The following is a 20,920-nucleotide window of genomic DNA, read 5'->3' as shown; positions in this document are numbered from 1 at the left end:
ATCTCCATGTCAAGACACATGGACGGAGCAAGATGGATCGCGCGATGAAGGCGGCCGAGCAGTGGCGAAGGGAACGGCCAGATATCGAAACGGGACCCATGGTGGTGCTGGGCCGCTTGCTCGAAGCGGCGCACCATATTGCCCAGGATCGACTCAATCCGCTCTTCGCCGAGTACGGACTCCAACCTGGAGAGTTCGATGTCCTGGCGACCTTGAGGCGGAGCGGCGCCCCCTATGAGCTGACGCCAACCGCGTTATACGATGCCGCGATGATCTCCTCCGGAAGCATGACCAACCGCATCGACCGGCTGGAAAAGGCGGGGTTGGTCAAGCGCAGACCGCATCCAACCGACCGCCGTGGGACACTGGTCGCGCTGACGCCCAAAGGGCTGGATGTGATTGAACGCGCCATTGGCCCGCACGTACGAAACCAACAGATGATCCTGAGCGTCCTCACGAAGAGCGAACAGGAACAACTTTCCAATCTTCTGGCAAAACTCATCACCGCGGAGCGGAATCCTTCATCCAGATGATACGGCCCCGCACTTCGCCGCGGGTCGCCGCATGAGATGGCGGCCATTGCCAGACGTCCTGCCGCCGCGGCCCGCGCGAGAGCCACCACGGAAATTCTCTACCACCCCGCCTCGGGTGCGCGGCTCAGCCCTCGCGGCTGAGCGCGCATCTTCTCGCCCCCCCGCCAGTCCTTCCACGGTGGTGATGAACTGGCCGTTGAGCTCGCTCACGGGCGTGGAGCACGCGAGCGTGGGCACGGGGTGGGCCTGGGACGTCCGGCACGTGGCCACGGTGCAGGCGCGGCACACGCCGATGCCGCAGCCGAACTTGGTCCCCGTCAGCCCCACCTCCTCGTGGAGGAAGTCCACGAGGGGCAGCGAGGCGGGCACCTTGTGGACGTACGTCTCACCGTTGACCGTGAGGTTCACATTGATGATGGGGTCGCTCATGAGCGAAGGGCCTCCAGGATCCGGGTCGGGGTGATGGGCAGCGAGCGGAAGCGGCGCTGGGTGGCGTCGGCGACGGCGTTGGCGATGGCGGGGGGGGAATGGGGCAGAGCACCGCCTCGGCGATCCCCTTGGGATGATCATCCGGCGGCGGCAGCGGGGGCAGTACGTGCAGCTTCATCCGCCCGAGCGGTAGATCTCCCGCGAGCGCCACCCGGTAGCGGTTGAGGTTCCAGTTGCCCTCGCCCGCTCCGCCCACGCCCAGGGGCAGCTGCTCGAGCAGCGCGTAGCCGATGCCCATGGCCAGGCCGCCCTCGGACTGACCGATGACGAGTTCGGGCTGGATGAGGCGGCCGGCGTCGAGGAAGGTGTGCGCCTCGACGACCTGGACGCGGCCCGTGGTGGGATCCACCTCCACGGCCACCAGGGCGCCCGAGGGCGAATAGACGCTGCGGCCGTAGAAGCCGCTGGCGGCGGTGGGCGCGACGACGTTCTTGCTCTCGAGCCAGCGCCAGGCGGTGGCCTGGGCCGGCCCGTGCACAGCCCGTCGATGGGCTCCCCCAAGCAGCAGGAGCGGGGGAGGAGAGCGTGGCGCTTGAGGCAGCGGCCAGGAAGGAGCCGCAGATGGAGAGGACGCCGCGAGTGGACTGGGCGGAACTCCTGAGGAAGACGTTCGACTTCGACCGTCTCTAAAAACTGCGAAACTCGAACTTAGGAGGCTCGGAAAAATAAATGTTCCACACGGCGTGTTGAGTGTCTGAACTCAGCAAACGGGTGACAGATGAACGTAACGCCATCGATAGAGGCTGTTCAACGCAAATTCGAGGCGCTGCGTGCGGGAATGAACGAGGTGGTTCGTCGGCGCTGGGCGGCTGCGGAGGCCAGGTCCTTGGGAAGGGGAGGCATCAGTTTGGTGGCAAAGGCCACAGGACTGTCCCGGTCGGCAATACGGCGGGGGTTGAAAGAGCTTGAACAGGGGGTGACTCTCGACATCCACCGCGCACGCCGCCATGGTGGAGGCCGGAAGAAAGCGACAGAGAAAGACACAACGTTGCTGTCGGACCTCGAGGTGTTGGTGGAGCCAGCCACGCGCGGCGATCCGATGTCGCCCTTGCGCTGGACTTGCAAGAGCACCGTGAAACTGGCCGCTGAGTTGAGTCATCGAGGCCATGCCATCGATCCCAGCACCGTGGGGAGACTTCTGCGCCAGACGGGCTACAGCCTCCAGAGTAACCGCAAAACGCGTGAGGGCGGCAAGCATCCCGACCGAAACGCACAATTCGAGCACATCAACGCGCTGGTGCGGGCCTTCCACCGGCGCGGAGAGCCTGTCATCTCGGTGGATGCCAAGAAAAAGGAGTTGGTGGGGGACTTCAAGAACGCAGGAAGGGAGTGGCACCCGAAAGCCAAGCCGTCCGAGGTTCGGGTATACGACTTCGTAGATAAGGAGTTGGGTAAAGTCCTGCCGTACGGCGTCTATGACGTGGGCGCCAATGAGGGATGGGTGAGCGTAGGGGTGACACACGACACGCCCGCCTTCGCCACGTCCACCATCCGAACCTGGTGGTTGGAGATGGGCCGAGAGCGCTACGCGCGAGCGAAGGAGTTGCTCATCATCGCAGACAGCGGTGGCAGCAACAGCGCTCGTGCTCGGTTGTGGAAAGTGGAGTTGCAGCACCTGGCGGACGAGATGGGGCTGCGAATCAGCGTCAGCCACCTACCGCCCGGAACGAGCAAGTGGAACAAGATAGAGCATCGGATGTTCTGCCATATCACCCACAACTGGAGAGGGCGTCCCCTGGAGAGTCGAGAGATCGTCGTCAACCTCATCGGGAGCACGACTACCGAAAAGGGCCTACACATTCAGGCAGCACTCGATACGGACGACTACCCTCTTGGCATAAAGGTAACCAACCATGAGATGGAGTCGCTCCGAATAAAAAGGAACAAGTTCCATGGGGAATGGAACTACGTATTCATACCCAACGTGGTTTGAATTTCACGCACAATGGAACATTTATTTTTCCGAGCCTCCTTAGTTCCTATGGATTAGTAGCAGGCGCAGCCCGCAGGCTTCCTGCAGGTGTAGCTGGAGCTGATGCATCTGTCGCCGCAGGGCTTGCTGCCGCTCCCGCAGTGCTTGCAGCAGGACTTGGGGGGGCGTGCTGGAGGTGGACGACGCGCGCACGGTGAGGGGCAGGGTGAAGCCGGAGCTCAGGCCCTGGAAGTCGACGGCCTTGCAGTCCAGCGAGTACGTGGGGCCAGTCGCGGGCGCCGTCCAGGTAATGGCACCATCGGAGGGCGTGCCGAAAGCACCAGAGGTGGCGCTCCACTCCAGGCCAAGCGCAGCGAGTCGCCCGGATTCCTATCCCGGACGGTGGCGCGTAGGGCCACGGTGCCGCCGGCGCGTACCTCGGAGGTGAGGGAGGTGAGGGAGGGCGCCTCGCTCTGGGGGGCGCTCGAGGCCGAGAGGTCGTCGAGGGTGATGAAGACGGGCGTCTTCTCACCGTCGGCGAGCGTGACGCTGGTGGCCTGCCCCGCGTAGAGCTGAACTCCGGCTCTGTCCAGGGCACGGGCGGTGAAGGTCCTGTCGGTGCCCTCGGCGAGAGCGTCCATGCTGCCGGTCCAGGGACTCGTCTTGCCCGAGAGCGTGGTGGTCTCCGGGCCCTCGCTGGGGGCGAGCGTCGTGGCGAGCCGGCTGGAGTTGTGGCTCCAGTCATGCGTCCAGTACCGGTCAGCAGGAGCGGCTGAAACTCCAGCCCCGTGTGTCCCACCCTGACTGGTTGGGTGTCCCGCATCCTATCCTTCAGGGTTGTTCTACCTGGGGGGAGACCAGCGTCATGGCGAATGAGTACCGGAGTCCTGAGGTGGGGGAGGGCGGCGGTACGCGGCTTGAAGCTCAGAGAAAAGCCACGAGGGGTCCGCCGCGGTGGGGACCCGCAGGGGCCTTTGGGCTCGTCGTCCTCTTCCTCCATGCGGCGTGCGCGACGCAGGCCCCCATGGGAGGACACCTCGCCGGGGTGAATCGCTGGCGGCCGCCAGCGACGGAGGCCCGAGCAACGCCGCGCGAGCTCGGGCCCGTGGTAGTCGTCGTCGCGGACAGCCCCCAGGCGCGCGGCAACACCCGCGTGGTGGCGCTCACGGTGGCCGAGTACCAGCGCGCGGTAGAGGTGCTCGGCCAGCGCCTCCAGGTGAAGGGCACGGCCCAGGAAACAGCCCAGGGGCTCCTCCAGGCCATGCCGGAGGAGGAGTTGCTCGCCGAGGTGTACCGGGACAAGGTGCTCACCCTGGTGCCCTTCAACGACAAGGGCCCGCTCGTCCCCGAGGCCGAGGCGGCGCTCAAGGAGAAGTACCTGCGCTGGTGCGAGCGGCGCGGCGGTGGGGACTGTCTGGGCCTCTTCACGGATGGGCCCTACCTGCACACGGACGACAGGCGCACCCTGGCTCTGGCCCTGGCCTTCGGCACGGTGCTCGACGAGACGCGGGCGGCCCTCGGGCACGAGCTCAGCCCGAAGACGATTCTCTCGTCGCTGGTGTGGGCCGCGGGCCTGTATCTGGCGCTCTGGCTGCTGCCGGAGCCGAGCACGAAGGCGCTTGCGGCCGCGCTGTCGGTGGTGCTGCTGGCCTGGCTGGGCGTGGATGCCCTGTGGGGCCTCATGGACGGCTGGGCGACCATGGCTCACCGGGCCCACGAGGCCACCACCTTCGACGAGTTGCGCGAGGCGGGCGAGTCCTTCGGCCGGGTGATTGGGACGGACGCGGCCCGGGCCCTCATTCTCGCGGTGGCCACGCTCAGCGGGCGGACGCTCGGTGAGGTGGCAGCGCATGTGCGCTCGCTGCCGAGATTCAACCAGGTGCAGGCGCAGTGGGCGGCACAAGGCATGGAGGGCTCGGTGGCGGTGGCGATGGAGGAGGCCGCCGCAGTGGAGGTGGTGGTGGAGGAGAGCCGCGCGCTCGTCGTCCTCACTTCCCGGCAGGCTCCCGTGGCTATCAACGTCCTGGCGAAGAGCGGCAGTTCGGGAGCATCTGGAGGGCACTCAGGCACCGTGGCCATCCAGCACCGCGGTGGTAACAAGCAGGTCATCCTCAGCAACGGCGAGCGGTGGCACCTCCCGCGAGGCAAGAGCTACAGGGACATACCGAGGGAGGACAGGCTTGGCGACGAGCTACAGGCGGCCGTGAGGGAGGAGGCGGCTAAGTGGTCTCAGGCCGAGCTGACGGATCGGGAGCGGGCCGCCATCGAGGCGATGCGGAAGGCGGGTAAGGAGCACTGGGCGAAGCTTCTGGAGCGACAGGCACGTGGGCGATGGGTAGAGACGCGCGTGTCTCGTCGATTCCCGCATCTGACCTGGAATGAGCACGGCGTGGACGTCACAGGGCCGAACGGGCAGAGCTACCACTACGAAATTTTGTCTGGTACGGAAGTCCAACTTCACCCTGCACGGGCGCCGGATGGCGCGCACCTTCTTCCGTATGATCTTCTTCTGAGGTGAGGGCCGCGTGACTCCCAATATCCACTTCAAGGACCGAGTAATTGAGGGCGAGCGGGTGGAGTTGCCGAAGCACGCCATCTATTGGCTTGGGCCGAACGTGACGTTTCGCAACTGCACCGTGGTCATCAGCGTGGCGTCGCGGGGGCTCGTGCCCATGTCGGGCCGGTTCATTGATTGCACCATCCAGGCGAAAGGCGAGCTGAAGAACGTGCGCTGGGCACCGATGCACTTCAGAGGGTGCCGGTTCAAGGGGCGGTTTGCTGGCAATGACTTCGGCTTCCGTGAGGACGACATCGACAAGTGGAAAATCGGAGGGATCGAGGACTGCGACTTTTCAGAGGCGCGACTCGATGGCTGCCGGTTCTTCAACTGCGACATGAAGACAATTCGGCTGCCGCTCTGGCCGTGCTTCACCTTCATGGACGCACGCAGGCATGCGGCGGAGCTGGGTCGGCACGAGTGGCCCGGCTCGTTCGACTCGGTCATCAAGGTGGTATGCGATGCGCCCGAGGGCACAGTCGCATCGACCTGGCACGCGCATACCGCGGCTGAGAATATGGGCACTACGGCAGAGGAGCTGCGCGCAGCCCTGGAGAAGGTGCCATGGGTCGTCATGTAGAGGCGTACTCGGCAACGGCCTTCTGGCGCCGGCGTGAGGAGTCCAGAGAGGAGTGGGCGGGGAGGGCGGAGACGTTCTTCCGGCTACTGGCGCAGTGCCATCCGTCGTTCTCGCGGTGGTACGAGGAGGGCCGTTCAGCCGAGGAGTCGCTGCAACTTGGCTTTGAGCCCACGCGGGAGGCCTTCGCGCGGTTCTTCGGGCGAAGCAAGGGCCGCTTCGCAGAAGGTGGCTTCATCTTCCGCGCCTGGACGGGATACGTGGAGGGGACGCACGGGGTAACGGCGGGCATCACGTCGGCCGGGGCGTCCGGGCACGTGAGCAGCGGGGGAGACGAGCGTGGCGCTTGAGGCGGAGGCCAGGAAGGAGCCGAAGAAGGAGAGGACGCCGCGAGTGGACTGGGCGGAACTGCTGAGGAAGACGTTCGACTTCGAAGTGAGCCTGCCCCGGTTTTGTGGACACACCTCATAAGTCGGCATCTTAACCCTACTGTCCACGTAACTGGGGCAAGCCCAAAGCTGGCGCTGATCGCCGCACGTACTGCGTCGGCGGCAACCCGACGTAGCGGGTGAACGCAACGCTGAACGTGCTCGCGGAGCTGTAGCCGACTTGCTCAGCGACCTCGGCGACAGTGATTTCCTTCCGCCGCAGTAGGTCCTTCGCTAGGGCCATGCGCCAGCCGAGCAGGTACTCCATCGGGGCAACGCCCACCGCGCGGCTGAAGCGCTCGAAAAACGCCGAACGAGAGAGTGCCGCCTCTTTCGCCAACTGCGCGACCGTCCACGCCTTGGTCGGGCTCTCGTGCATTCGTCGTATCGCGGCGGAGAGGCGCTCGTCGGCGAGGCCGCGCAGGAGGCCCGGCGACGCCGCAGTCCCCGCCGTGGAGCGGAGGGCTTCGATGAGAAGAACCTCAAGGAGGCGAGCCAGGATGACATCACGGGCGGGCCGCCGTTCGCGGGACTCCTCTCTCACGAGCTGCACGAGGGTGGAGAGCCGTCGCTCCCCTCGAACATGCACGAGCCGCGGGAGGAGCGAGACCAGCAAGCTCGCATCCGGGGAACCGAAGACGCAGTAGCCCACCAGCATTCGAACGTCGGGAGGGCCGCCTGGATTGCCGTGTCTGACTTCGCCATCGGGCAATACGACGTACGCGGTGTCGCTCTTGCCCCTCGGCGGCTCGAGGCTCGACGCCGTGAAGTTGAACACCGAGGGGACCAGAACGAAGTCACCCTTCTCGAGGATCACCGGCTCGTGTCCGTCGACCGCAAGGCGGCTCGCACCATCGAGGATCGCGCAGTAGAAGGGCCCCCCGGCTTCCGCGCGGCGAACGCTCCACCGACCTGCACCGCTGACGAGCTTCGAGAACGGAGCGCCCGGCTGGAGCAGCGTGACTACCTCGGCAAGCGGATCGATCATGGCCGGACTCCTGCAAACGAAATACGGACTCCCTATTGTAGAACGTCCTGCCTCTGCCTCCTATCGTCTGGGTGCTGAAGACCACCATCTACGAAGGAGTTACAAATGATCTTGGTTACCGGAGGTTCAGGTTTCATCGGTTCACACACCGTTCGTGCGCTGCACGAGATGGGCGAGAAGTGCATGCTCTTCCAGCGCCGAACCGGGGAGGTCCCGGCTCACCTCGCCGATCTGCCCGTGGCGGTGGCACAGGGGGACGTCACCGATCTGGCGTCGCTGCTCGACGTCGGCACTCGCCACAAGATCACCGGCATCGTGCATCTCGCGGGCTCCATGCCCTGGCCTCCGACGTCCGAGCCGCCCGTCGACGCCACCCGCAAGGCGCTCGGCGGCCTACTCAACATCGTGCAGGCCGCCCAGAACTGGGGCGTCAAGCGCGTGGGCGTCGCGAGCACGATCGGCGTCTACGCCGGTGTCGCGAGCGAAGGCGCCCTCCGTGAAGACATGCCGCTGCCGATGTCGGCTCCACACCTGATCCCAACGTTCAAGAAGATCGGCGAACTGCTCAACGAACACCTGTCTGGCGCCACCGGCATCGAGATCGTCAACTACCGGATCTCCGGCACCTGGGGCCCAGTCGGTCACGACGATCCGTTCTTCCCCGCGCCCGCGCTCATCCACGCGGCGGCCCGTGGCACGAAGCCGGATCTGTCCCGACTCGTCATCCCCGCCTATGCAGGAAACGCGCTTGACCTCTGCTACGTCAAGGACACCGGTCGCGCCATCGCGCTCCTTCAGCTCGCAGACCGTCTGAACTACCGCACGTACAACGTCGCGTCTGGCCGTGCGACGACGAATGCCGAGGTCGTCGCCGCGATCAGGACCGTCGTTCCCGACGCACAGCTCGAGCTCCCCACCGGCAAGCCGACCCCGCACAACTACCTCGACATCAGCCGCCTTCAGCAAGACACCGGCTACCAGCCCGCCTATGGCACCCAGCGCGCGGCCGAGGACTACATCGCGTGGCTGCGCGCGGGCAACGCGCGTTGAGCAACGGCCCGGACGCGGTCCACGCGCACGCATCCACCCGATCTTCATCAGCTACGCTGGCGTCGCATCCGCATCCTGCGCCTGCTCGATGAGGGCTGGAATCTCAGAGCAGCGGCTGTTCGTGTCGCTCCATGGACACTACCTCCCGTGTAGCCGACTTATTGGGTGTGTCCACAAAATCGGGGCAGGCTCACTCCTCGTGGAGGTGATGACCCTCGACACGCCGGGGGCGCCGCCTTCCGGTGGCACGGTCGAGAAGACCTACCGCGTGCTGGAGCGGCTGCGCACGAAGCAACTGCCCGCGCTCCGCCGGAGCCCGGAGCTGGAGGCGCTGGCGGCGGAGGTGGCCCGGAGCGCCCAGGGGCCCGGTGAAGTCACGGACGTGGCGGTGTACGAGCGCATCCTCAAGGCGCTGCCGAAGGCGACGACCGCGTCCGCGACGGTGTACGAGCTTCCGGACGTGCTGGGGCTGCCGCGTCCCGCGGTGCTGCTGGACCGGGCCACCTCGGACCTGGGGGTGGCGGTGGTGGACGCGGGAGAGGCCTCGCTGAAGCGGGTGGTCGTCGTGTTCGCTTCGCGGCCCCGGCCGGACCCGAAGACGGAGGAGATCCTCCAGAAGTCTCCCACGAGGATGATGGGCGGCAGCAGCGGCAGCGTGAAGTGACACCAACATCCACCGCGGCCCGCACATCCGGCATGCCCTACCGAGCCTGGCCCTGAGAGGGCGCGCCCCCTGGGCTCAGTTCGACCTGGCCAGCTCCACGGCGTCCACGCCGGCTGGCTGGCGTATCGGGCACGCCGGATCGTTCACCGCGCGCCAGATCACTTCCGCCACGTCGAGCGACCGGGTGAACGGCCCCGAGCGCCGCTCCGTGATTCTCTCGAAGACGCTCCGCGCGAAGTCGGAGTACGCCTCGGGAATGGCGACGCCCTGCTTCCGCATCAGGGCCTGTGCGTTTTGAGAGAAGGGCGTCTCCGGGGACTGCCCCGGAATCACGAGGCTCACCCGCACATTGAAGGGCTGGAGCTCCAGCGCGAGCGACTCGGTGAACGCGTTGAGCGCGGCTTTGCTCGCGGTGTACACGGCAAGCATCGGGAGCGACTTCAGCGTCGTGCTCGACGAGACGTTCACGATGACACCCGCCTTCCGTTGCCTGAACCGGGGCAGGAACGCCTGGGTCACGGCCATCACACCGAACGTGTTCGTTTCGAAGGTGGCGCGGACCGTTTCCATCGAAGTGCCCTCGAAGACACTCAGCAGGCCGACGCCCGCGTTGTTCACCAGCACGTCGATCGGTCCGGCGGCCTCCACCATTTCGCGAATGCTCCGCGGGTCGGTGACGTCGAGCGCGAGCACGCGCAGATGCTCGGACCGGGGCAACACGCCCTCGCGCGGCGTGCGCATCGTGGCGATGACCTTCCAGCCGCGCGCGAGGAAGTAGCGGGCGGTTTCGAGGCCGAATCCGGACGAGCATCCGGTGATCAAGATCGTCTTCATGACAGCTCCTGTCGGGGTGGTTTCTGTCCCAGACGATAGGGAGGGGAGACCGAACGTGCTACAACAGGAAGTCCGTATCTCGTTTGCAGGAGTCCGGTCATGGTCGATCCGCTCGCGGAAGTGGTCACGCTGCTCCAGCCGGGCGCCCCGTACTCGAAGCTCGTCAGCGGTGCGGGCCGGTGGAGCGTTCGGCGCGCGGAAACCGGGAGGCCCTTCTATTGCGCGGTCCTCGAGGGTGCGAGCCGCCTTGCGGTCGACGGACGCGAGCCGGTGATTCTGGAGAAGGGGGACTTCGTCTTGATCCCGTCGGCGTTCGACTTCACGGCGTCGAGCCTGGAGCCGCCGAGGGGGCGGCGCGACACCGCGCACGTCGTGTTGCCCGATGGCGAAGTCAGACACGGCGACTCGAGTGGCCCGCCCGATGTTCGAATGCTGGTGGGTTACTGCGTCTTCGCTTCCCCGGACGCGAGCTTGCTCGTCTCGCTCCTTCCGCGGTTCGTGCACGTTCGCGGCGAGCGGAGGCTCTCCACCCTCGTGGAGCTCGTGAGAGAGGAGTCCCGCGAACGGCGGCCCGCGCGCGACGTCATCCTCGCCCGCCTCCTCGAGGTTCTTCTCATCGAAGCCCTCCGCTCCATGGCGGGCACCGCGGCGTCGCCGGGCCTCCTGCGCGGGCTCGCCGACGAGCGCATTGCCGTCGCGCTACGACGGATGCACGAGAGCCCGACCCAGGCGTGGACTGTCGCGCAGTTGGCGAAAGAGGCCGCGCTGTCCCGTTCGGCGTTCTTCGAGCGCTTCAGTCGCGCGGTGGGCGTTACCCCGATGGAGTACCTGCTCGGCTGGCGCATGGCCTTGGCGAAGGACCTGCTGCGGCGCAAGGAAGTCACTGTCGCCGAGGTCGCGGAGCAGGTCGGCTACAGCTCCGCGAGCACCTTCAGCGTTGCCTTCACTCGCCACGTCGGACTGCCGCCAACGCATTACGCGCGGGAGCAGGCGGAACCGCGACACCCGTGAGCTGGGCGGTGGCGCGCCGGCTCGGCCAGGCGGACGCAGCAGCGGCGGCGGGACTGCCGGGCCGGCGGCGGCCGTACGGCTTCAAGCCGACACTGGACGGATCCCGCCATGCCGCGTACTGGCTCGACGACCTCGAAGAGGGTGTCCGCTCCTCGAAGGGGAGCCGCGTGGCCGTGGCCAGCAGCAGGCCTCGCAGCCCGGCATCCAGGGGTGACGCGTCCAGCGTGGCTCGGATGTTGACGAGCGGCAACGTGAGCGGCCGGAACCCCAGCTCCGCTGGGCCATGAAGCAGCGCGACCTCGTCATCCGCGCTGAGCCTTCCCTCGAGGTACGCTTCGAAGATGCGGCCAACCCCTACCATCCCATGGGGGTGCAGCTCGGCCGCACGCAGCGCCCCCATGCTGGACGCGCCCAGGACGATGACGTCCTGCCCAAGGGCATACAAGATCTCCTTGTGCCAGACAGAGAGAGTCCCCTTGAACACGCCGTCGATGATCCCAATCGCACGTGGCTGATGTTGGACGAGTGCCGATACAAGTTCCCCCTGTGCCACGGGTGGAAGGAACAGTGCGTCCGGCAGAAGCGCTCGCGCCACCTCAAGCGGAAGAGAGGGACCCAAGAAAACGATTTTCTTCATCGCGCTCCCCTCTCCATGGCTCGGCGAGCCCGCGGGCCCGGCTTGTAGCTATCGAACCGATACCCTTCCAGTCCGGGTACCAGGATCCGCACCACGCTCACTGGCATCTCCGCGGTGGAGAGGTCCACGCGTAGAACCTGCGTGAGCGCATGTGCGGCCAGCCTCTCGAGAAGCCGGGTCAGGTCTCCTTCGAGGCTGCCCGTGGAGCCATTCCGCAGGGCCGCGAACTCCACCGACCTGGGAGGGAGCGCACGAGCCCGCGCCAGAGCGGCGGCATCGTCCAGGCGGCGCAGGCGCGACAAATCCTCGGCGAAGTGGTCATCTCGAGAACCGCTAATGAAGACGAGTCGGCTTTGCGCCGCCTCCGTCAGGGCGCGGGTCAGAGCCACCGCCGGGTCGAGGTGGGCACCATACCCGCGATAGACACCCACGTGCCGCTCACGAAGATCATGGAGGTCCACCATGAAAGTCGGAACCTCGAGGTCGCTGGTGCAGTCGCGGATGACCGGGAGCACATCGGCCGCGAGGAGTCGGTCGATCAACTCGGCCGGTACGGCCGCGTCCACACTGGCCGGGTCCACTCGTGAGATGGGACAACCACGAGCCGCCGCCTCCAAGGCGCAGGCGACACCGCGCTGATTGACCGCGTCATCCACCACGCGGACGTCCTCGCTATTGAAGGCGAAAGCTACCGCCGCCGCGAGGCCGAGGAGGCCGCGACGACCAGGAAGGCGAAGTCCAAGCGCTGAGCCTCACCTCGGACCGGGATGCCGGACCCCCGGCACACCTCCGGCTTCCCGGTCCAAATTTCCGCGCTTCTTCGTGAACGCCAACAGAGCCCGAAAGCCTCAGGGGGTTGCGCGCCCGCCGATCTCCGGGAAGCGATCGTAGGCCCGTTTGAGCGCGTCCAGGTGCGCGGGGTTGTCCAGGTCGAGCGGCGCATCGGTGAGCTGCACAACCCACCCAGCCGACGCCGTGCGCCGCGAGCGCAGCTCGGCGTCGCGGGCGGGGTCCGGAAAGCCGATGGCCCGTGCGGCAGCAGCCGACCAGTAGTTCAGCCACCCCAGATAATGTGGGATCTCTGGCAAGCGGATCTTGTCGGGGAGTTTGAGCGCTGGCAGCCCGCGTGGTGGACGTGGAGGCCCTTCCAACGTGGGATTCGTCTGCTGTGCGATCTCCACACCCGCGTTGAACGGCGTCGCGTGCCCCCAGAACGCGCGTGCGCCCTCCGCTACGGCTTCCAGCACATCCACTGCTGCCGCGATGCCGGCTGCGTCTAGCGGCAGGTCCGCATGGACTTCAAAGTGCGGCGGGCTGCCTGCTGCAAGACCGTTCGGGTTTTCCCAACCAGCAATCGTCACGAGGTGGTTATCGTCGTTGTTGCAGAGGAACGGAAACCCGCCGTCTGTTCTGTTTGCCGCGACCCACTCATCGCGGCGAGGCAATGCAATAAAGTCTTCCTTTTCGGAAGTCGTCCATCCCAGGCGCAAGCCCGGAAGCGCACGTTCCATCCCATAGATGATGGTGAGAGGCCGCATATCGGAGCCCACGAGTGCAGGCGCATAGACGATGATGCCAAGCTCATTGTGACTAGACGTCATTTCAGCACCAGTCCATGACGACGACTTTGAGGGAGCGATCCGCGAATAGCAATGCTGTCTTGTGAGCTTCACTGCGCACGCCAACAATGAAGTCATACCCACATTCCTTGGCAAGCTTGGCCTCGCGCTGTATCTCGCTCAATTTCATTTTGATGAAGAATCTCTGCGAGTGAGGTGAGTGCTTGCCAAAGTCATCCGTCTTGACCTCCCAGAGTGTACGCGTGGCCAGTTGCAGCGCGTCGAAGCTCTTCCCATTCACGTACACATCCCCCAGGGAAGGTGTTGCCCGGCATCCTGTCGGCGCATTCGTTGTGCGGGTCATGCCCACCAAGGTGGCGCGGCAAGGGGGGGCGTGCATCTCGGGTCGTCTTCCTCCACGAGGGCGGACGCGAGCTGCTTCTGGGGCGAGGGCTCCCGTGCCGGTGCTTTCGTCGCACGAGGCTGGGCCTCAAGTTCCACCATGAGCTGCCGCGAGGACTCCGAGACGTCCCGCAGCCGTGCCTCGAACTCCCGTTGAGCGTCGACCCAGGGCGGGCGACGGTCGATCTCCGGCCCGGCGGTGCTGGAGGGATAGAGCAGGACGAGGACCGCGAGCAACGGGCCCACTCGGGGGAGCCCTTCAGCCAACGTCCCGGCGCGTCCAGCCTGCGCGAGGCCCTCGGCTCCCCTCGCCACCTCTGCGGCTTGCCCGCTCGTCCTCGCGGCGCGGGAGAAGCGCTCGAAGGCCCGTTCCGCTGCGGTGAGCTTGCGGTCCAACTGTTCCCACTGACGCGGCTCGACGTGTTCGCCTGCGTGAGGTGTGGCGGCAGGCGCCGGGTGTTGGCGTAGCTCACCCAGGGCAGCGTCATCCGGCGCATTCTTCGCCACCTGCACCTGCTCGAGCTGCCCCCACCCCAGGCACCTGCCAGGGGGCCAGAGCAGCAGGCGCTGTGGGAGTTGACGCACGGCTGAGGGATGCACTCTCTGGCACAGCCCAAGGCGACCGGTCGCCTGCGCAGGGGAGGGGGGCCTGCCCTCCTGCGCCGTCCAATGCGTGTCGCGCGGCCCTCCTGGACGACCCTCCATCCCAGTGCACAGAAGGGGGGACGCCTGCTCGCCGTTGCCTACATGGCGCTGATCACGATCTGTCCGCGCGCGCGCCTGCTCACCATGTGCGCCACGGCCTGGCCGGCGTGCGCGAGCGGATAGGTCCTGTCGATCACGACCTTCACGGCGCCCGATTGAATCAGCGCGCCGATGTCCTCGAGGTTCTTGCGTGACGGGACGAATTGAATCGTGCGCCACTGCCTGGACTTGAAGAGCGCCCCGAACGCCATGCTGGGCAGCGTTCCCAGCCACTTGTGGGTGCCGATGCTGTTGGGCAGCAACACTCCATTCGCGGTGAGGACGCGCGCCGAGACCGACGGAGGGTGGTTCATCACGTTGTCCATCACGACGTCGTAGCGCGCGTCCTGCTCCGGGTAGCTCGTCCGCGTGTAGTCGATGACGTGGGAGGCCCCGAGCGAACGCACCAGCTCGACGTTCCTCGTGCTGCACACGCCCGTGACCCTGGCACCCAAGGCCCTGGCGATCTGCACGGCGAACGTCCCCAGGCCACCGGAGGCACCGTTGACGAGCACCTGCTGACCCGCGCGGACGCGAGCGACATCGCGCATGGCCACCAGCGCCGTCACGCCCGACATCACCGCCCCGGCGGCTTCCTCGAAGCTGAGCTGCGCCGGCTTGTGCGCCAGTTGTGTCGCCGGGACCACGGTGTATTCGCAGAAGGTCCCGGGAGCGCCGCGCTTGTAACCTCCCGTCCACACCGAGCCGAACACGGCGTCGCCGGGTGCGAAGCCGGTCACGTGGGCGCCCACCGCTTCCACGACGCCGGCCACGTCCGAGCCGCGGACCGGCGACCTGGGCGCACGGAGGCCGGACACCAGGCGCAGCGCGTAGGGAACTCCGAGGGTGGCGATGCAGTCCGGCGTGTTCACCGACGTCGCGTGCACACGGACGAGGACTTCGCCGTCGCCCGGCGTGGGGATGTCGCTCTCGCCCTGCACCAGGACGCGTTCAGGCTCTCCGTAACCGCTCTGCAAGATGGTTCGCATGAGGACCACCCTACGCGTGCGGAAACTGGCGCCCCACGCATGATTTCGGGATGTCGGCGTGCAAAAATGTGCGCATGGACTGGGACGACCTTCGCTACGTGCTGGCGATCCACCGCGAGAAGACGTTGTCCGGCGCCGCCGCCACCCTCGGGGTCTCCCGGACCACCGTCGGGCGGCGCCTGAAGGAGGCCGAGGATCGGCTGGGCGTCCGGCTCTTCGACCGCACCGAAGAAGGCTTCGCGGCCACGGCCGCCGGCGACGAGCTGGCCGAGACCGCGGCGCGGCTGGAGGCGGAGATCCACGTGACCGAGGGGCGGCTTCTGGGCCGTGACGCCGAGCTCCGCGGCCGGCTGCGGGTCTCGACGGTGGACTTCCTGTTCGCGGGTTTTCCCGAGGTGTTTTCCAGCTTTATCCAGCGCTATCCGGGGGTGGAGGTGACCCTCGGCGTGACCAATGAGCAGGTGTCGCTCATTCGCCGCGAGGCCGATGTGGCGCTGCGTCTGGGCAACAATCCGGCGGAGGGCCTGGTGGGCCGCCGCGTCGGTCGAATGCAGTTCGAGGCCTACGCCGCGCGTTCACTCGTGGATCGGATGGGCCCTGGTGCCACCCTCGCGGATTTTCCGTGGCTGCATTCGGACGAGCGCTCCGATGGGCGTTGGCTCGATGGATGGCTGGCCCGGAACGCGCCGGGGGCCAGGGTGTCGCTGCGCTCCGACGACTTCGCGGTCCGCCGGCGCGCGCTCTCCGCCGGCATGGGCGTCACCTTCCTGGCGTGCTTCGACGGCGATGCCGATCCAGGGCTGGTGCGCGTGGGTGCGCGCCTCTCCGAAGAGGCGCGCGATCTCTGGGTGCTGACGTTGCCCGAGCTTCGCAACAACAGGCGTATTCGTGCCTTCATGGACCACGTCTACGACGCCTTCAAACCCCATCAGCGCACACTTGAGGGGAGCGCATAGGCCGCGGACATCGGACAAGCCGTGCCTGGCGGCTCTTCCCGTCGAAGTGCCGGATGTTCAGCCTGGTCACATCCAGAACAACTGCCTCTCCACGCTCTCGACGATGTTGAAGGTCGCGGTGAAGTGGAAGGTCATCGACCGGATACCGGTGGAGGTCGAGCACCTCAAGGCGGCGGACAGTACCGTCGACTTCTACGAGGTGGAGGACTACGAGCGACTGGTGCAGGCCGCCGAGAAGCTCGGACCGGCGCAGCAGCTCGTGGTGCTGCTCGGCGGTGACGCGGGCCTCCGCATGGGCGAGATGATCGCGCTGGAGTGGAGCGACGTGGACCTCAAGCGCGGGCTGCTCAAGGTGCAGCGCTCGGACTGGAAGGGGCACGTCAATCTCCCCAAGGGCGGGCGGCCCCGTGAGGTGCCGCTGACACGCGCTCTGGCCTCGGCGCTCGTGCGTGCCCATCACCTCCGAGGTGAGCGGGTACTCTATCGCGAGGATGGGACGCCGGCGTCCCAGCAGACGGTGCGGAGCTGGATGTCCGCAGCGCAGAAGCGGGCCGGGCTGAAGGTGACGGGAGCGCTCCACATCCTCCGCCACACCTTCTGTAGCCACCTGGCCATGCGGGGCGTGCCGCCTCTCTCGATCAAGGAGCTGGCGGGCCACCGCAGCCTCCGCACCACGATGCGCTACATGCACCTGGGGAAGGGGGAGAAGAGGAAGGGCGGGATACGTCTCCAATTTGGAGACATTCTGGAGACGTGCAGGAGCCCGAAAACACCGAGGCCGGAAACCCCTGATTGCTCAGCGGCTTCCGGCCTCGGCTTGTGTGTCCCCGACGGGATTCGAACCCGTGTTACCGGCTTGAAAGGCCAGCGTCCTGGGCCTCTAGACGACGGGGACCTCTACCTCTGTGAGTCGCGGGGGGCTCGAACCCCCGACCCTCGGCTTAAAAGGCCGGTGCTCTACCAGCTGAGCTAGCGACTCGCACTATTCTTTTTTGGGCGGCTCGCCGGAATCCGCAACCCCCCGGCGTTCGAGCGCTCTCTACCAGCACTCGTTCCGGACTTCTACTGGCGATCGTGCCCCCTGTCACCTGACACCCTCCGTTCAAACAGCCTCTCCCCCCGTGGCTCCTTCCTGTCCCGGCTCGCAGGAGGCGCTATACAGAAGCCATGCGTCGAGACACCCGGAATTCCCAGGAAGCCCCTGAGGAGAACGACGAGTTGGAGTTGGAGGGAGGGGAGGAAGAAGAGGAGGAAAAGCCCTCCGGCCACCGGCGCTACCTCACTCGGGCAGGGGCCGAGCGCATGCACAAGGAACTGCTGCGCCTGCTCAACGAGGAGCGGCCCAAGGTCACCGCCGAGGTGTCCGCCGCCGCCGCCCAGGGCGACCGCTCGGAGAACGCCGAGTACATCTTCGGAAAGAAGCGCCTCCGGGAGATCGACCGGCGCATCCGTTTCCTCCAGAAGCGCCTGGACACGGCCACCATCGTCGATCCCTCGGAGCAGAGCGACACCGAGCGCGTCTACTTCGGTGCCACCGTGACGCTCGAGGACGAGGACGGCGCCCGGGTCACCTATCAGATCGTCGGCTCGGACGAGATCGACACCGCGGGTGGGCGGATCAGCGTGGAGTCGCCCATCGCGCGAGCCCTGCTGCGCAAGAAGATCGGGGACACCGTCGAGGTCATCCGCCCTCGGGGGGAGATCGAGTACACCCTCGTCCAGATCCGCTACATGTAGCGACAGGTGGACCCTCGCCTGTGCGCCCCCTCCCGGCGCTGTGAGGTGTCGATCGGGTGACACTCGGGTGCCCCGAGGGTTCATAATGGGCGGGATCCAGTGATCCCGCGTCCAGGCGCCTCCCGGGACTCTGGTGGTTAGCGTGTGCGTTGATCCGAAGTAGGCCTCCACAAGTGGCCCCGGAGGGCTGCTTGCGTGGGAGGTCGGACCTATATTGGTGGTGCAGTCAGGCAGTCAGACGCAGAAGCGGTCCGTCAGTCGGAGTCCCGTCGCACGGTCGGTTCCAGCGGTCGCACCCACACGAGGTCGCGCTCCACACGATGCGAAAGAACTTCATCCTCGACACCAACGTCCTCCTTCACGACCCCCGCTCCATCTACAGCTTCAAGGAACACAACGTCATCATCCCCATCTACGTCATCGAGGAGATCGATCAGTTCAAGCGCGATCTCTCCGAGCTCGGACGTAACGCGCGCCTGGTTGCGCGCTACCTGGACTCCTTCCGGGAGGAGGGTTCGCTGAAGGATGGAGTGCGCCTGCCACATGGCGGGGTGCTCCGGGTCTGCTTCTCCGAGAGGAGCCTGCCGCTCTCCGTGGCGGACAGCAACCTGATGGACAACCGCATCCTCTCGGTGGCCATCGATCTGATGGAGCGCGAGCCGCAGTCGCCGGCCGTCTTCATCACCAAGGACACCAACCTGCGCATCCGCGCGGACGCGCTGGGCCTCATCGCCGAGGACTACGACGCCGAGCGGGTGGAGATCACCGAGCTCTACACGGGCTTCACCGAGCGCCTGGTCTCCCGCGAGATGGTCGACCAGATGTACAAGCCCGGCGCCGAGGTGGAGATCTCCGGGCAGGAGTTGCTCTCGCCGCACCAGTTCGTGCTGCTCAAGGACGAGACGAACCCCTCGCACACCGCCATGGGCCGCTTCAACGCCGCCCGGGGCCGGGTGGTGCCGCTGCTGCGCGGAATGAAGAGCGAGGGCGTCTGGGGCATTCGTCCGCGCAACATGGAGCAGAGCTTCGCGCTGGATCTGGTCATGAACGACGAGATCAAGCTCGTCACCATCGTGGGCAAGGCGGGCACGGGCAAGACGCTGCTGGCGATAGCCGCGGGGCTCCACAAGGTGACCGAGGAGAGCGTGTACCAGAAGCTGCTCGTCAGCCGGCCGGTCTTCCCGCTCGGCCGGGACATCGGCTACCTGCCGGGCACCCTGGAAGAGAAGATGAACCCCTGGATGCAGCCCATCTTCGACAACGTGGAGTTCCTGATGAACCTCAGCCGGGCCGACAAGAAGGCCGGCAGGGGCTACCACGAGCTCATCGACCTGGGACTGATGGAGATCGAGGCGCTCACCTACATCCGCGGGCGCAGCATCCCCAACCAGTACATCATCATCGACGAGGCGCAGAACCTCACGCCCCATGAGGTGAAGACGATCATCACCCGAGTGGGCGACAACACGAAAATCATTCTCACCGGGGACCCGTTCCAGATAGACAACCCCTACGTGGACGCGACCAGCAACGGACTCGTTCACGTGGTCAACCGGTTCAAGAACGAGAAGATCGCGGGCCACATCACCATGGCCAAGGGCGAGCGCAGCGCCCTGGCCGAGCTCGCGGCGAACCTCCTCTAGCCCCTGCGCTGAACGAGGAAGCGGTCATGAAGGGAGACGGTCAGATCCAGCAAGAGGGCGACGGGCAGGAGAAGAAGCCGCTCATCGAGTACCCCACCGTCTACACCTTCAAGGTGATGGGGAGGCAGGCGCCGGACTTCGTCGAGTACGTGCGCAGCCTCTTCCGGTTGCTCATGGGCACGGAGATCTCCCCGGATTCCATCCGGGAGCAGCCCAGCAGCAAGGGCACCTACGTCTCGGTGAGCGTGTCCGTGTACCTGCTGTCCGAGGAGCACCGCCGCTCCATCTACACCCGGCTGCGGCAGGAGCAGCGGGTCGTCTACTACCTTTGAGGGCGGCCCGTTTCACTGGCATGCCGGGCGGGTAGGGGGGAATTGGCGATTCCCTTCCAGCGGTGTACAACGGCTTTCTCATGAGCCCGGCTGAGCCCTTCCCGCTCTACTTCCCTGGTGACGCTCGGCGCCCCTTCTGCTCCGAGTCCGCGACCCGGCGCTTCGCGAAGGTGGCGCAGTTGGAAGAAGGGGGGCGTGTGCTGGAGCTCGGCTGCGGTCCCGCCGGCCCGGCCAGCGTGGTGCTCGCCCAGGAGTTCGGCTGCTCGGTGGTGGCCGCGGACTCGGACGATGCGGCGCTCGTGGGCATGCGGGATCGGGTGCGTTCGCTCGCCCTGGATGGACGCGTCGAGGTGCGGCGCGTGGACTTCGGCCGGCCCGCCTTCCGAGAAGGGGAGTTCGACGCCATCCTCTGCCAGGGCCGGGTGTTGATGTCCCTGCTCGATGCGCTGGGGACCCTCCGGCCGCTGCTGGCCCACCGGGGCCGGCTGGGCATCACCTACCCGGTGCGCGTGGGACGGGTGACGCCTCGCGCGGTGCTCGAGTTCTGGGAGCGCCGCCTGGGGGCTCCGTTGGTGCTGCCGCGCGAGCTGCTCCAGTTCCTCTCGCTGGCCGGCTTCGAGCCGGAGTCCGTCGAGTCCCTGCAGGACGCCGAGCTGGATGCGCTCTACCGGGAGCTGGAGCCCTCGCTGGCCAAGGCTCCGGCAGAGCAGACCCGGTGGTTGCGAGAGGAGATGGCCCTGCACCGCGAGAGCGGCAAGGCGACGGCGAGCTACGCGTTCGCCGTGGGCCGCCGCCGCGAGCCCGGGGAGAAGCCTCCGGCCTCGCGCGATCGCGGATAGTCGGGCGGGTGTTCTCCGGCCCTCTCCCAGGGGGAGAGG

General features: G+C 66.5%; 23 protein-coding genes, 2 tRNA genes and 3 pseudogenes. 16 read left to right on the top strand and 12 right to left on the bottom strand.

Annotated features, from left to right (window positions below; genetic code table 11):
- Positions 1-32 precede the first annotated feature (32 nt).
- Positions 33-533 carry a MarR family winged helix-turn-helix transcriptional regulator gene (locus JQX13_RS45990; protein ID WP_203405742.1) on the top strand — a complete coding sequence of 167 codons (501 nt, stop codon included), beginning with the start codon at positions 33-35 and terminating at the stop codon, positions 531-533.
- Here the strand turns inward: JQX13_RS45990 and JQX13_RS45985 are convergent.
- A complete protein-coding gene (locus tag JQX13_RS45985) occupies positions 522-962 on the bottom strand; it encodes a (2Fe-2S)-binding protein (protein ID WP_203405741.1) in 441 nt (146 codons plus the stop codon). The two genes, JQX13_RS45990 and JQX13_RS45985, sit on opposite strands and share 12 nt — an antisense overlap.
- On the bottom strand, positions 919-1,500 hold the full coding sequence (locus tag JQX13_RS45980) for a molybdopterin cofactor-binding domain-containing protein (protein ID WP_203405740.1): 582 nt from the start codon (positions 1,498-1,500) through the stop codon (positions 919-921). Before JQX13_RS45980 ends, JQX13_RS45985 begins: the two co-directional genes overlap by 44 nt.
- 240 nt (positions 1,501-1,740) lie before the next feature.
- Between JQX13_RS45980 and JQX13_RS45975 the strand changes: the two genes are divergently transcribed.
- The 5 genes and pseudogenes from JQX13_RS45975 (at position 1,741) to JQX13_RS45955 (ending at position 6,418) form a co-directional block, all read left to right on the top strand.
- Entirely contained in the window at positions 1,741-2,955 is a 1,215-nt protein-coding gene (locus JQX13_RS45975) for an ISAzo13 family transposase (RefSeq protein ID WP_203405739.1), read from the top strand.
- 381 nt (positions 2,956-3,336) lie between these two features.
- Positions 3,337-3,504, top strand: a complete 168-nt coding sequence (locus JQX13_RS45970) for a hypothetical protein (RefSeq protein ID WP_203405738.1) — start codon at positions 3,337-3,339, stop codon at positions 3,502-3,504.
- A gap of 295 nt (positions 3,505-3,799) precedes the next feature.
- Positions 3,800-5,447, top strand: a pseudogene (gene sitA5 / locus JQX13_RS45965) (SitA5 family polymorphic toxin).
- Positions 5,448-5,459: 12 nt separating this feature from the next.
- Entirely contained in the window at positions 5,460-6,071 is a 612-nt protein-coding gene (locus JQX13_RS45960; RefSeq protein ID WP_203405737.1) for a hypothetical protein, read from the top strand.
- The gene (locus JQX13_RS45955; protein ID WP_203405736.1) at positions 6,056-6,418 is read left to right on the top strand and encodes an Imm52 family immunity protein; all 363 of its coding nucleotides are present in this window, start codon (positions 6,056-6,058) and stop codon (positions 6,416-6,418) included. Before JQX13_RS45960 ends, JQX13_RS45955 begins: the two co-directional genes overlap by 16 nt.
- Before the next feature lie 136 nt (positions 6,419-6,554).
- On the opposite strand, the gene JQX13_RS45950 is transcribed toward JQX13_RS45955, so the two are convergent.
- Positions 6,555-7,484, bottom strand: coding sequence for an AraC family transcriptional regulator (locus tag JQX13_RS45950; RefSeq protein ID WP_203405735.1), 930 nt, complete (start codon positions 7,482-7,484; stop codon positions 6,555-6,557).
- A gap of 105 nt (positions 7,485-7,589) precedes the next feature.
- Here JQX13_RS45950 and JQX13_RS45945 point away from each other — a divergent pair, with 105 nt between their 5' ends.
- Together JQX13_RS45945 and JQX13_RS45940 are read left to right on the top strand one after the other, a co-directional pair.
- On the top strand, positions 7,590-8,534 hold the full coding sequence (locus JQX13_RS45945) for an NAD-dependent epimerase/dehydratase family protein (RefSeq protein WP_203405734.1): 945 nt from the start codon (positions 7,590-7,592) through the stop codon (positions 8,532-8,534).
- A gap of 208 nt (positions 8,535-8,742) precedes the next feature.
- The gene (locus JQX13_RS45940) at positions 8,743-9,198 is read left to right on the top strand and encodes a hypothetical protein (protein ID WP_203405733.1); all 456 of its coding nucleotides are present in this window, start codon (positions 8,743-8,745) and stop codon (positions 9,196-9,198) included.
- Positions 9,199-9,273: 75 nt separating this feature from the next.
- On the opposite strand, the gene JQX13_RS45935 is transcribed toward JQX13_RS45940, so the two are convergent.
- The gene (locus JQX13_RS45935) at positions 9,274-10,032 is read right to left on the bottom strand and encodes an SDR family oxidoreductase (RefSeq protein WP_203405732.1); all 759 of its coding nucleotides are present in this window, start codon (positions 10,030-10,032) and stop codon (positions 9,274-9,276) included.
- A 99-nt stretch (positions 10,033-10,131) separates the two neighbouring features.
- On the opposite strand from JQX13_RS45935, the gene JQX13_RS45930 reads away from it, so the two are divergent.
- Positions 10,132-11,043 (top strand): AraC family transcriptional regulator, encoded by a 912-nt coding sequence (locus tag JQX13_RS45930; RefSeq protein WP_203405731.1) that lies wholly within the window; start codon positions 10,132-10,134, stop codon positions 11,041-11,043.
- On the opposite strand, the gene JQX13_RS45925 is transcribed toward JQX13_RS45930, so the two are convergent.
- Both JQX13_RS45925 and JQX13_RS45920 read right to left on the bottom strand, forming a co-directional pair.
- Positions 10,976-11,488, bottom strand: coding sequence for a TfuA-like protein (locus JQX13_RS45925; protein WP_239014256.1), 513 nt, complete (start codon positions 11,486-11,488; stop codon positions 10,976-10,978). The genes JQX13_RS45930 and JQX13_RS45925 overlap by 68 nt on opposite strands.
- 188 nt (positions 11,489-11,676) lie before the next feature.
- Complete coding sequence (locus tag JQX13_RS45920) at positions 11,677-12,339, bottom strand: YcaO-like family protein (RefSeq protein WP_203405729.1); 663 nt, start codon at positions 12,337-12,339, stop codon at positions 11,677-11,679.
- Between JQX13_RS45920 and JQX13_RS54910 the strand changes: the two genes are divergently transcribed.
- Positions 12,316-12,429 carry an ATP-binding protein gene (locus JQX13_RS54910; RefSeq protein WP_343211160.1) on the top strand — a complete coding sequence of 38 codons (114 nt, stop codon included), beginning with the start codon at positions 12,316-12,318 and terminating at the stop codon, positions 12,427-12,429. The genes JQX13_RS45920 and JQX13_RS54910 overlap by 24 nt on opposite strands.
- A 99-nt stretch (positions 12,430-12,528) precedes the next feature.
- Here the strand turns inward: JQX13_RS54910 and JQX13_RS45915 are convergent, their stop codons facing one another.
- The 4 genes and pseudogenes from JQX13_RS45915 to JQX13_RS45900 all read right to left on the bottom strand — a co-directional run bounded on the left by JQX13_RS45915 (position 12,529) and on the right by JQX13_RS45900 (position 15,374).
- The gene (locus JQX13_RS45915; RefSeq protein ID WP_203405728.1) at positions 12,529-13,281 is read right to left on the bottom strand and encodes a DUF5953 family protein; all 753 of its coding nucleotides are present in this window, start codon (positions 13,279-13,281) and stop codon (positions 12,529-12,531) included.
- Position 13,282: 1 nt separating this feature from the next.
- Positions 13,283-13,718: pseudogene (locus JQX13_RS54905) on the bottom strand (DUF6310 domain-containing protein).
- Positions 13,600-14,226, bottom strand: coding sequence for a hypothetical protein (locus JQX13_RS45905; RefSeq protein WP_203405727.1), 627 nt, complete (start codon positions 14,224-14,226; stop codon positions 13,600-13,602). The pseudogene JQX13_RS54905 and the gene JQX13_RS45905 overlap by 119 nt, the downstream one beginning before the upstream one ends.
- A gap of 158 nt (positions 14,227-14,384) precedes the next feature.
- Entirely contained in the window at positions 14,385-15,374 is a 990-nt protein-coding gene (locus tag JQX13_RS45900) for an NAD(P)-dependent alcohol dehydrogenase (protein ID WP_239014255.1), read from the bottom strand.
- A 74-nt stretch (positions 15,375-15,448) separates the two neighbouring features.
- On the opposite strand from JQX13_RS45900, the gene JQX13_RS45895 reads away from it, so the two are divergent.
- Both JQX13_RS45895 and JQX13_RS56645 read left to right on the top strand, forming a co-directional pair.
- Positions 15,449-16,330: a LysR family transcriptional regulator gene (locus JQX13_RS45895; RefSeq protein WP_203405726.1), complete on the top strand. Its 882-nt coding sequence runs from the start codon at positions 15,449-15,451 to the stop codon at positions 16,328-16,330.
- A gap of 103 nt (positions 16,331-16,433) precedes the next feature.
- Positions 16,434-16,967 (top strand): annotated as a pseudogene (locus tag JQX13_RS56645) (tyrosine-type recombinase/integrase); the annotation flags it as partial.
- A 185-nt stretch (positions 16,968-17,152) separates the two neighbouring features.
- Here the strand turns inward: JQX13_RS56645 and JQX13_RS45885 are convergent.
- Positions 17,153-17,225: transfer RNA gene (locus JQX13_RS45885), tRNA-Glu, on the bottom strand.
- Between the two features lie 11 nt (positions 17,226-17,236).
- Positions 17,237-17,309: transfer RNA gene (locus tag JQX13_RS45880), tRNA-Lys, on the bottom strand.
- Positions 17,310-17,497: 188 nt separating this feature from the next.
- On the opposite strand from JQX13_RS45880, the gene greB reads away from it, so the two are divergent.
- The 4 genes from greB to JQX13_RS45860 all read left to right on the top strand — a co-directional run bounded on the left by greB (position 17,498) and on the right by JQX13_RS45860 (position 20,881).
- Complete coding sequence (greB, locus tag JQX13_RS45875) at positions 17,498-18,067, top strand: transcription elongation factor GreB (RefSeq protein ID WP_203405725.1); 570 nt, start codon at positions 17,498-17,500, stop codon at positions 18,065-18,067.
- A gap of 320 nt (positions 18,068-18,387) precedes the next feature.
- Positions 18,388-19,710 carry a PhoH family protein gene (locus JQX13_RS45870; protein ID WP_203405724.1) on the top strand — a complete coding sequence of 441 codons (1,323 nt, stop codon included), beginning with the start codon at positions 18,388-18,390 and terminating at the stop codon, positions 19,708-19,710.
- Between the two features lie 26 nt (positions 19,711-19,736).
- Positions 19,737-20,042, top strand: a complete 306-nt coding sequence (locus tag JQX13_RS45865) for an HP0495 family protein (protein WP_203405723.1) — start codon at positions 19,737-19,739, stop codon at positions 20,040-20,042.
- 80 nt (positions 20,043-20,122) lie between these two features.
- Positions 20,123-20,881 carry an SAM-dependent methyltransferase gene (locus JQX13_RS45860; RefSeq protein WP_203405722.1) on the top strand — a complete coding sequence of 253 codons (759 nt, stop codon included), beginning with the start codon at positions 20,123-20,125 and terminating at the stop codon, positions 20,879-20,881.
- Positions 20,882-20,920: the final 39 nt, after the last annotated feature.

This window comes from Archangium violaceum, assembly GCF_016859125.1.
Lineage (GTDB): Bacteria > Myxococcota > Myxococcia > Myxococcales > Myxococcaceae > Archangium > Archangium violaceum_A.
Note: the sequence above shows the minus strand (reverse complement) of the source record. Positions and strands in the feature narration are given on the sequence as shown.

What these genes read in the sequence shown, in the direction of transcription:
- JQX13_RS45990 (WP_203405742.1), top strand. Translation starts at nt 33, where the DNA reads ATGGATCGCGCGATGAAGGCGGCCGAGCAGTGGCGAAGGGAACGGCCA.
- JQX13_RS45985 (WP_203405741.1), bottom strand. Translation starts at nt 962, where the DNA reads ATGAGCGACCCCATCATCAATGTGAACCTCACGGTCAACGGTGAGACG.
- JQX13_RS45975 (WP_203405739.1), top strand. Translation starts at nt 1,741, where the DNA reads ATGAACGTAACGCCATCGATAGAGGCTGTTCAACGCAAATTCGAGGCG.
- JQX13_RS45955 (WP_203405736.1), top strand. Translation starts at nt 6,056, where the DNA reads ATGGGTCGTCATGTAGAGGCGTACTCGGCAACGGCCTTCTGGCGCCGG.
- JQX13_RS45950 (WP_203405735.1), bottom strand. Translation starts at nt 7,484, where the DNA reads ATGATCGATCCGCTTGCCGAGGTAGTCACGCTGCTCCAGCCGGGCGCT.
- JQX13_RS45945 (WP_203405734.1), top strand. Translation starts at nt 7,590, where the DNA reads ATGATCTTGGTTACCGGAGGTTCAGGTTTCATCGGTTCACACACCGTT.
- JQX13_RS45940 (WP_203405733.1), top strand. Translation starts at nt 8,743, where the DNA reads ATGACCCTCGACACGCCGGGGGCGCCGCCTTCCGGTGGCACGGTCGAG.
- JQX13_RS45935 (WP_203405732.1), bottom strand. Translation starts at nt 10,032, where the DNA reads ATGAAGACGATCTTGATCACCGGATGCTCGTCCGGATTCGGCCTCGAA.
- JQX13_RS45930 (WP_203405731.1), top strand. Translation starts at nt 10,132, where the DNA reads ATGGTCGATCCGCTCGCGGAAGTGGTCACGCTGCTCCAGCCGGGCGCC.
- JQX13_RS45915 (WP_203405728.1), bottom strand. Translation starts at nt 13,281, where the DNA reads ATGACGTCTAGTCACAATGAGCTTGGCATCATCGTCTATGCGCCTGCA.
- JQX13_RS45900 (WP_239014255.1), bottom strand. Translation starts at nt 15,374, where the DNA reads ATGCGAACCATCTTGCAGAGCGGTTACGGAGAGCCTGAACGCGTCCTG.
- JQX13_RS45895 (WP_203405726.1), top strand. Translation starts at nt 15,449, where the DNA reads ATGGACTGGGACGACCTTCGCTACGTGCTGGCGATCCACCGCGAGAAG.
- greB (WP_203405725.1), top strand. Translation starts at nt 17,498, where the DNA reads ATGCGTCGAGACACCCGGAATTCCCAGGAAGCCCCTGAGGAGAACGAC.
- JQX13_RS45870 (WP_203405724.1), top strand. Translation starts at nt 18,388, where the DNA reads ATGCGAAAGAACTTCATCCTCGACACCAACGTCCTCCTTCACGACCCC.
- JQX13_RS45865 (WP_203405723.1), top strand. Translation starts at nt 19,737, where the DNA reads ATGAAGGGAGACGGTCAGATCCAGCAAGAGGGCGACGGGCAGGAGAAG.
- JQX13_RS45860 (WP_203405722.1), top strand. Translation starts at nt 20,123, where the DNA reads ATGAGCCCGGCTGAGCCCTTCCCGCTCTACTTCCCTGGTGACGCTCGG.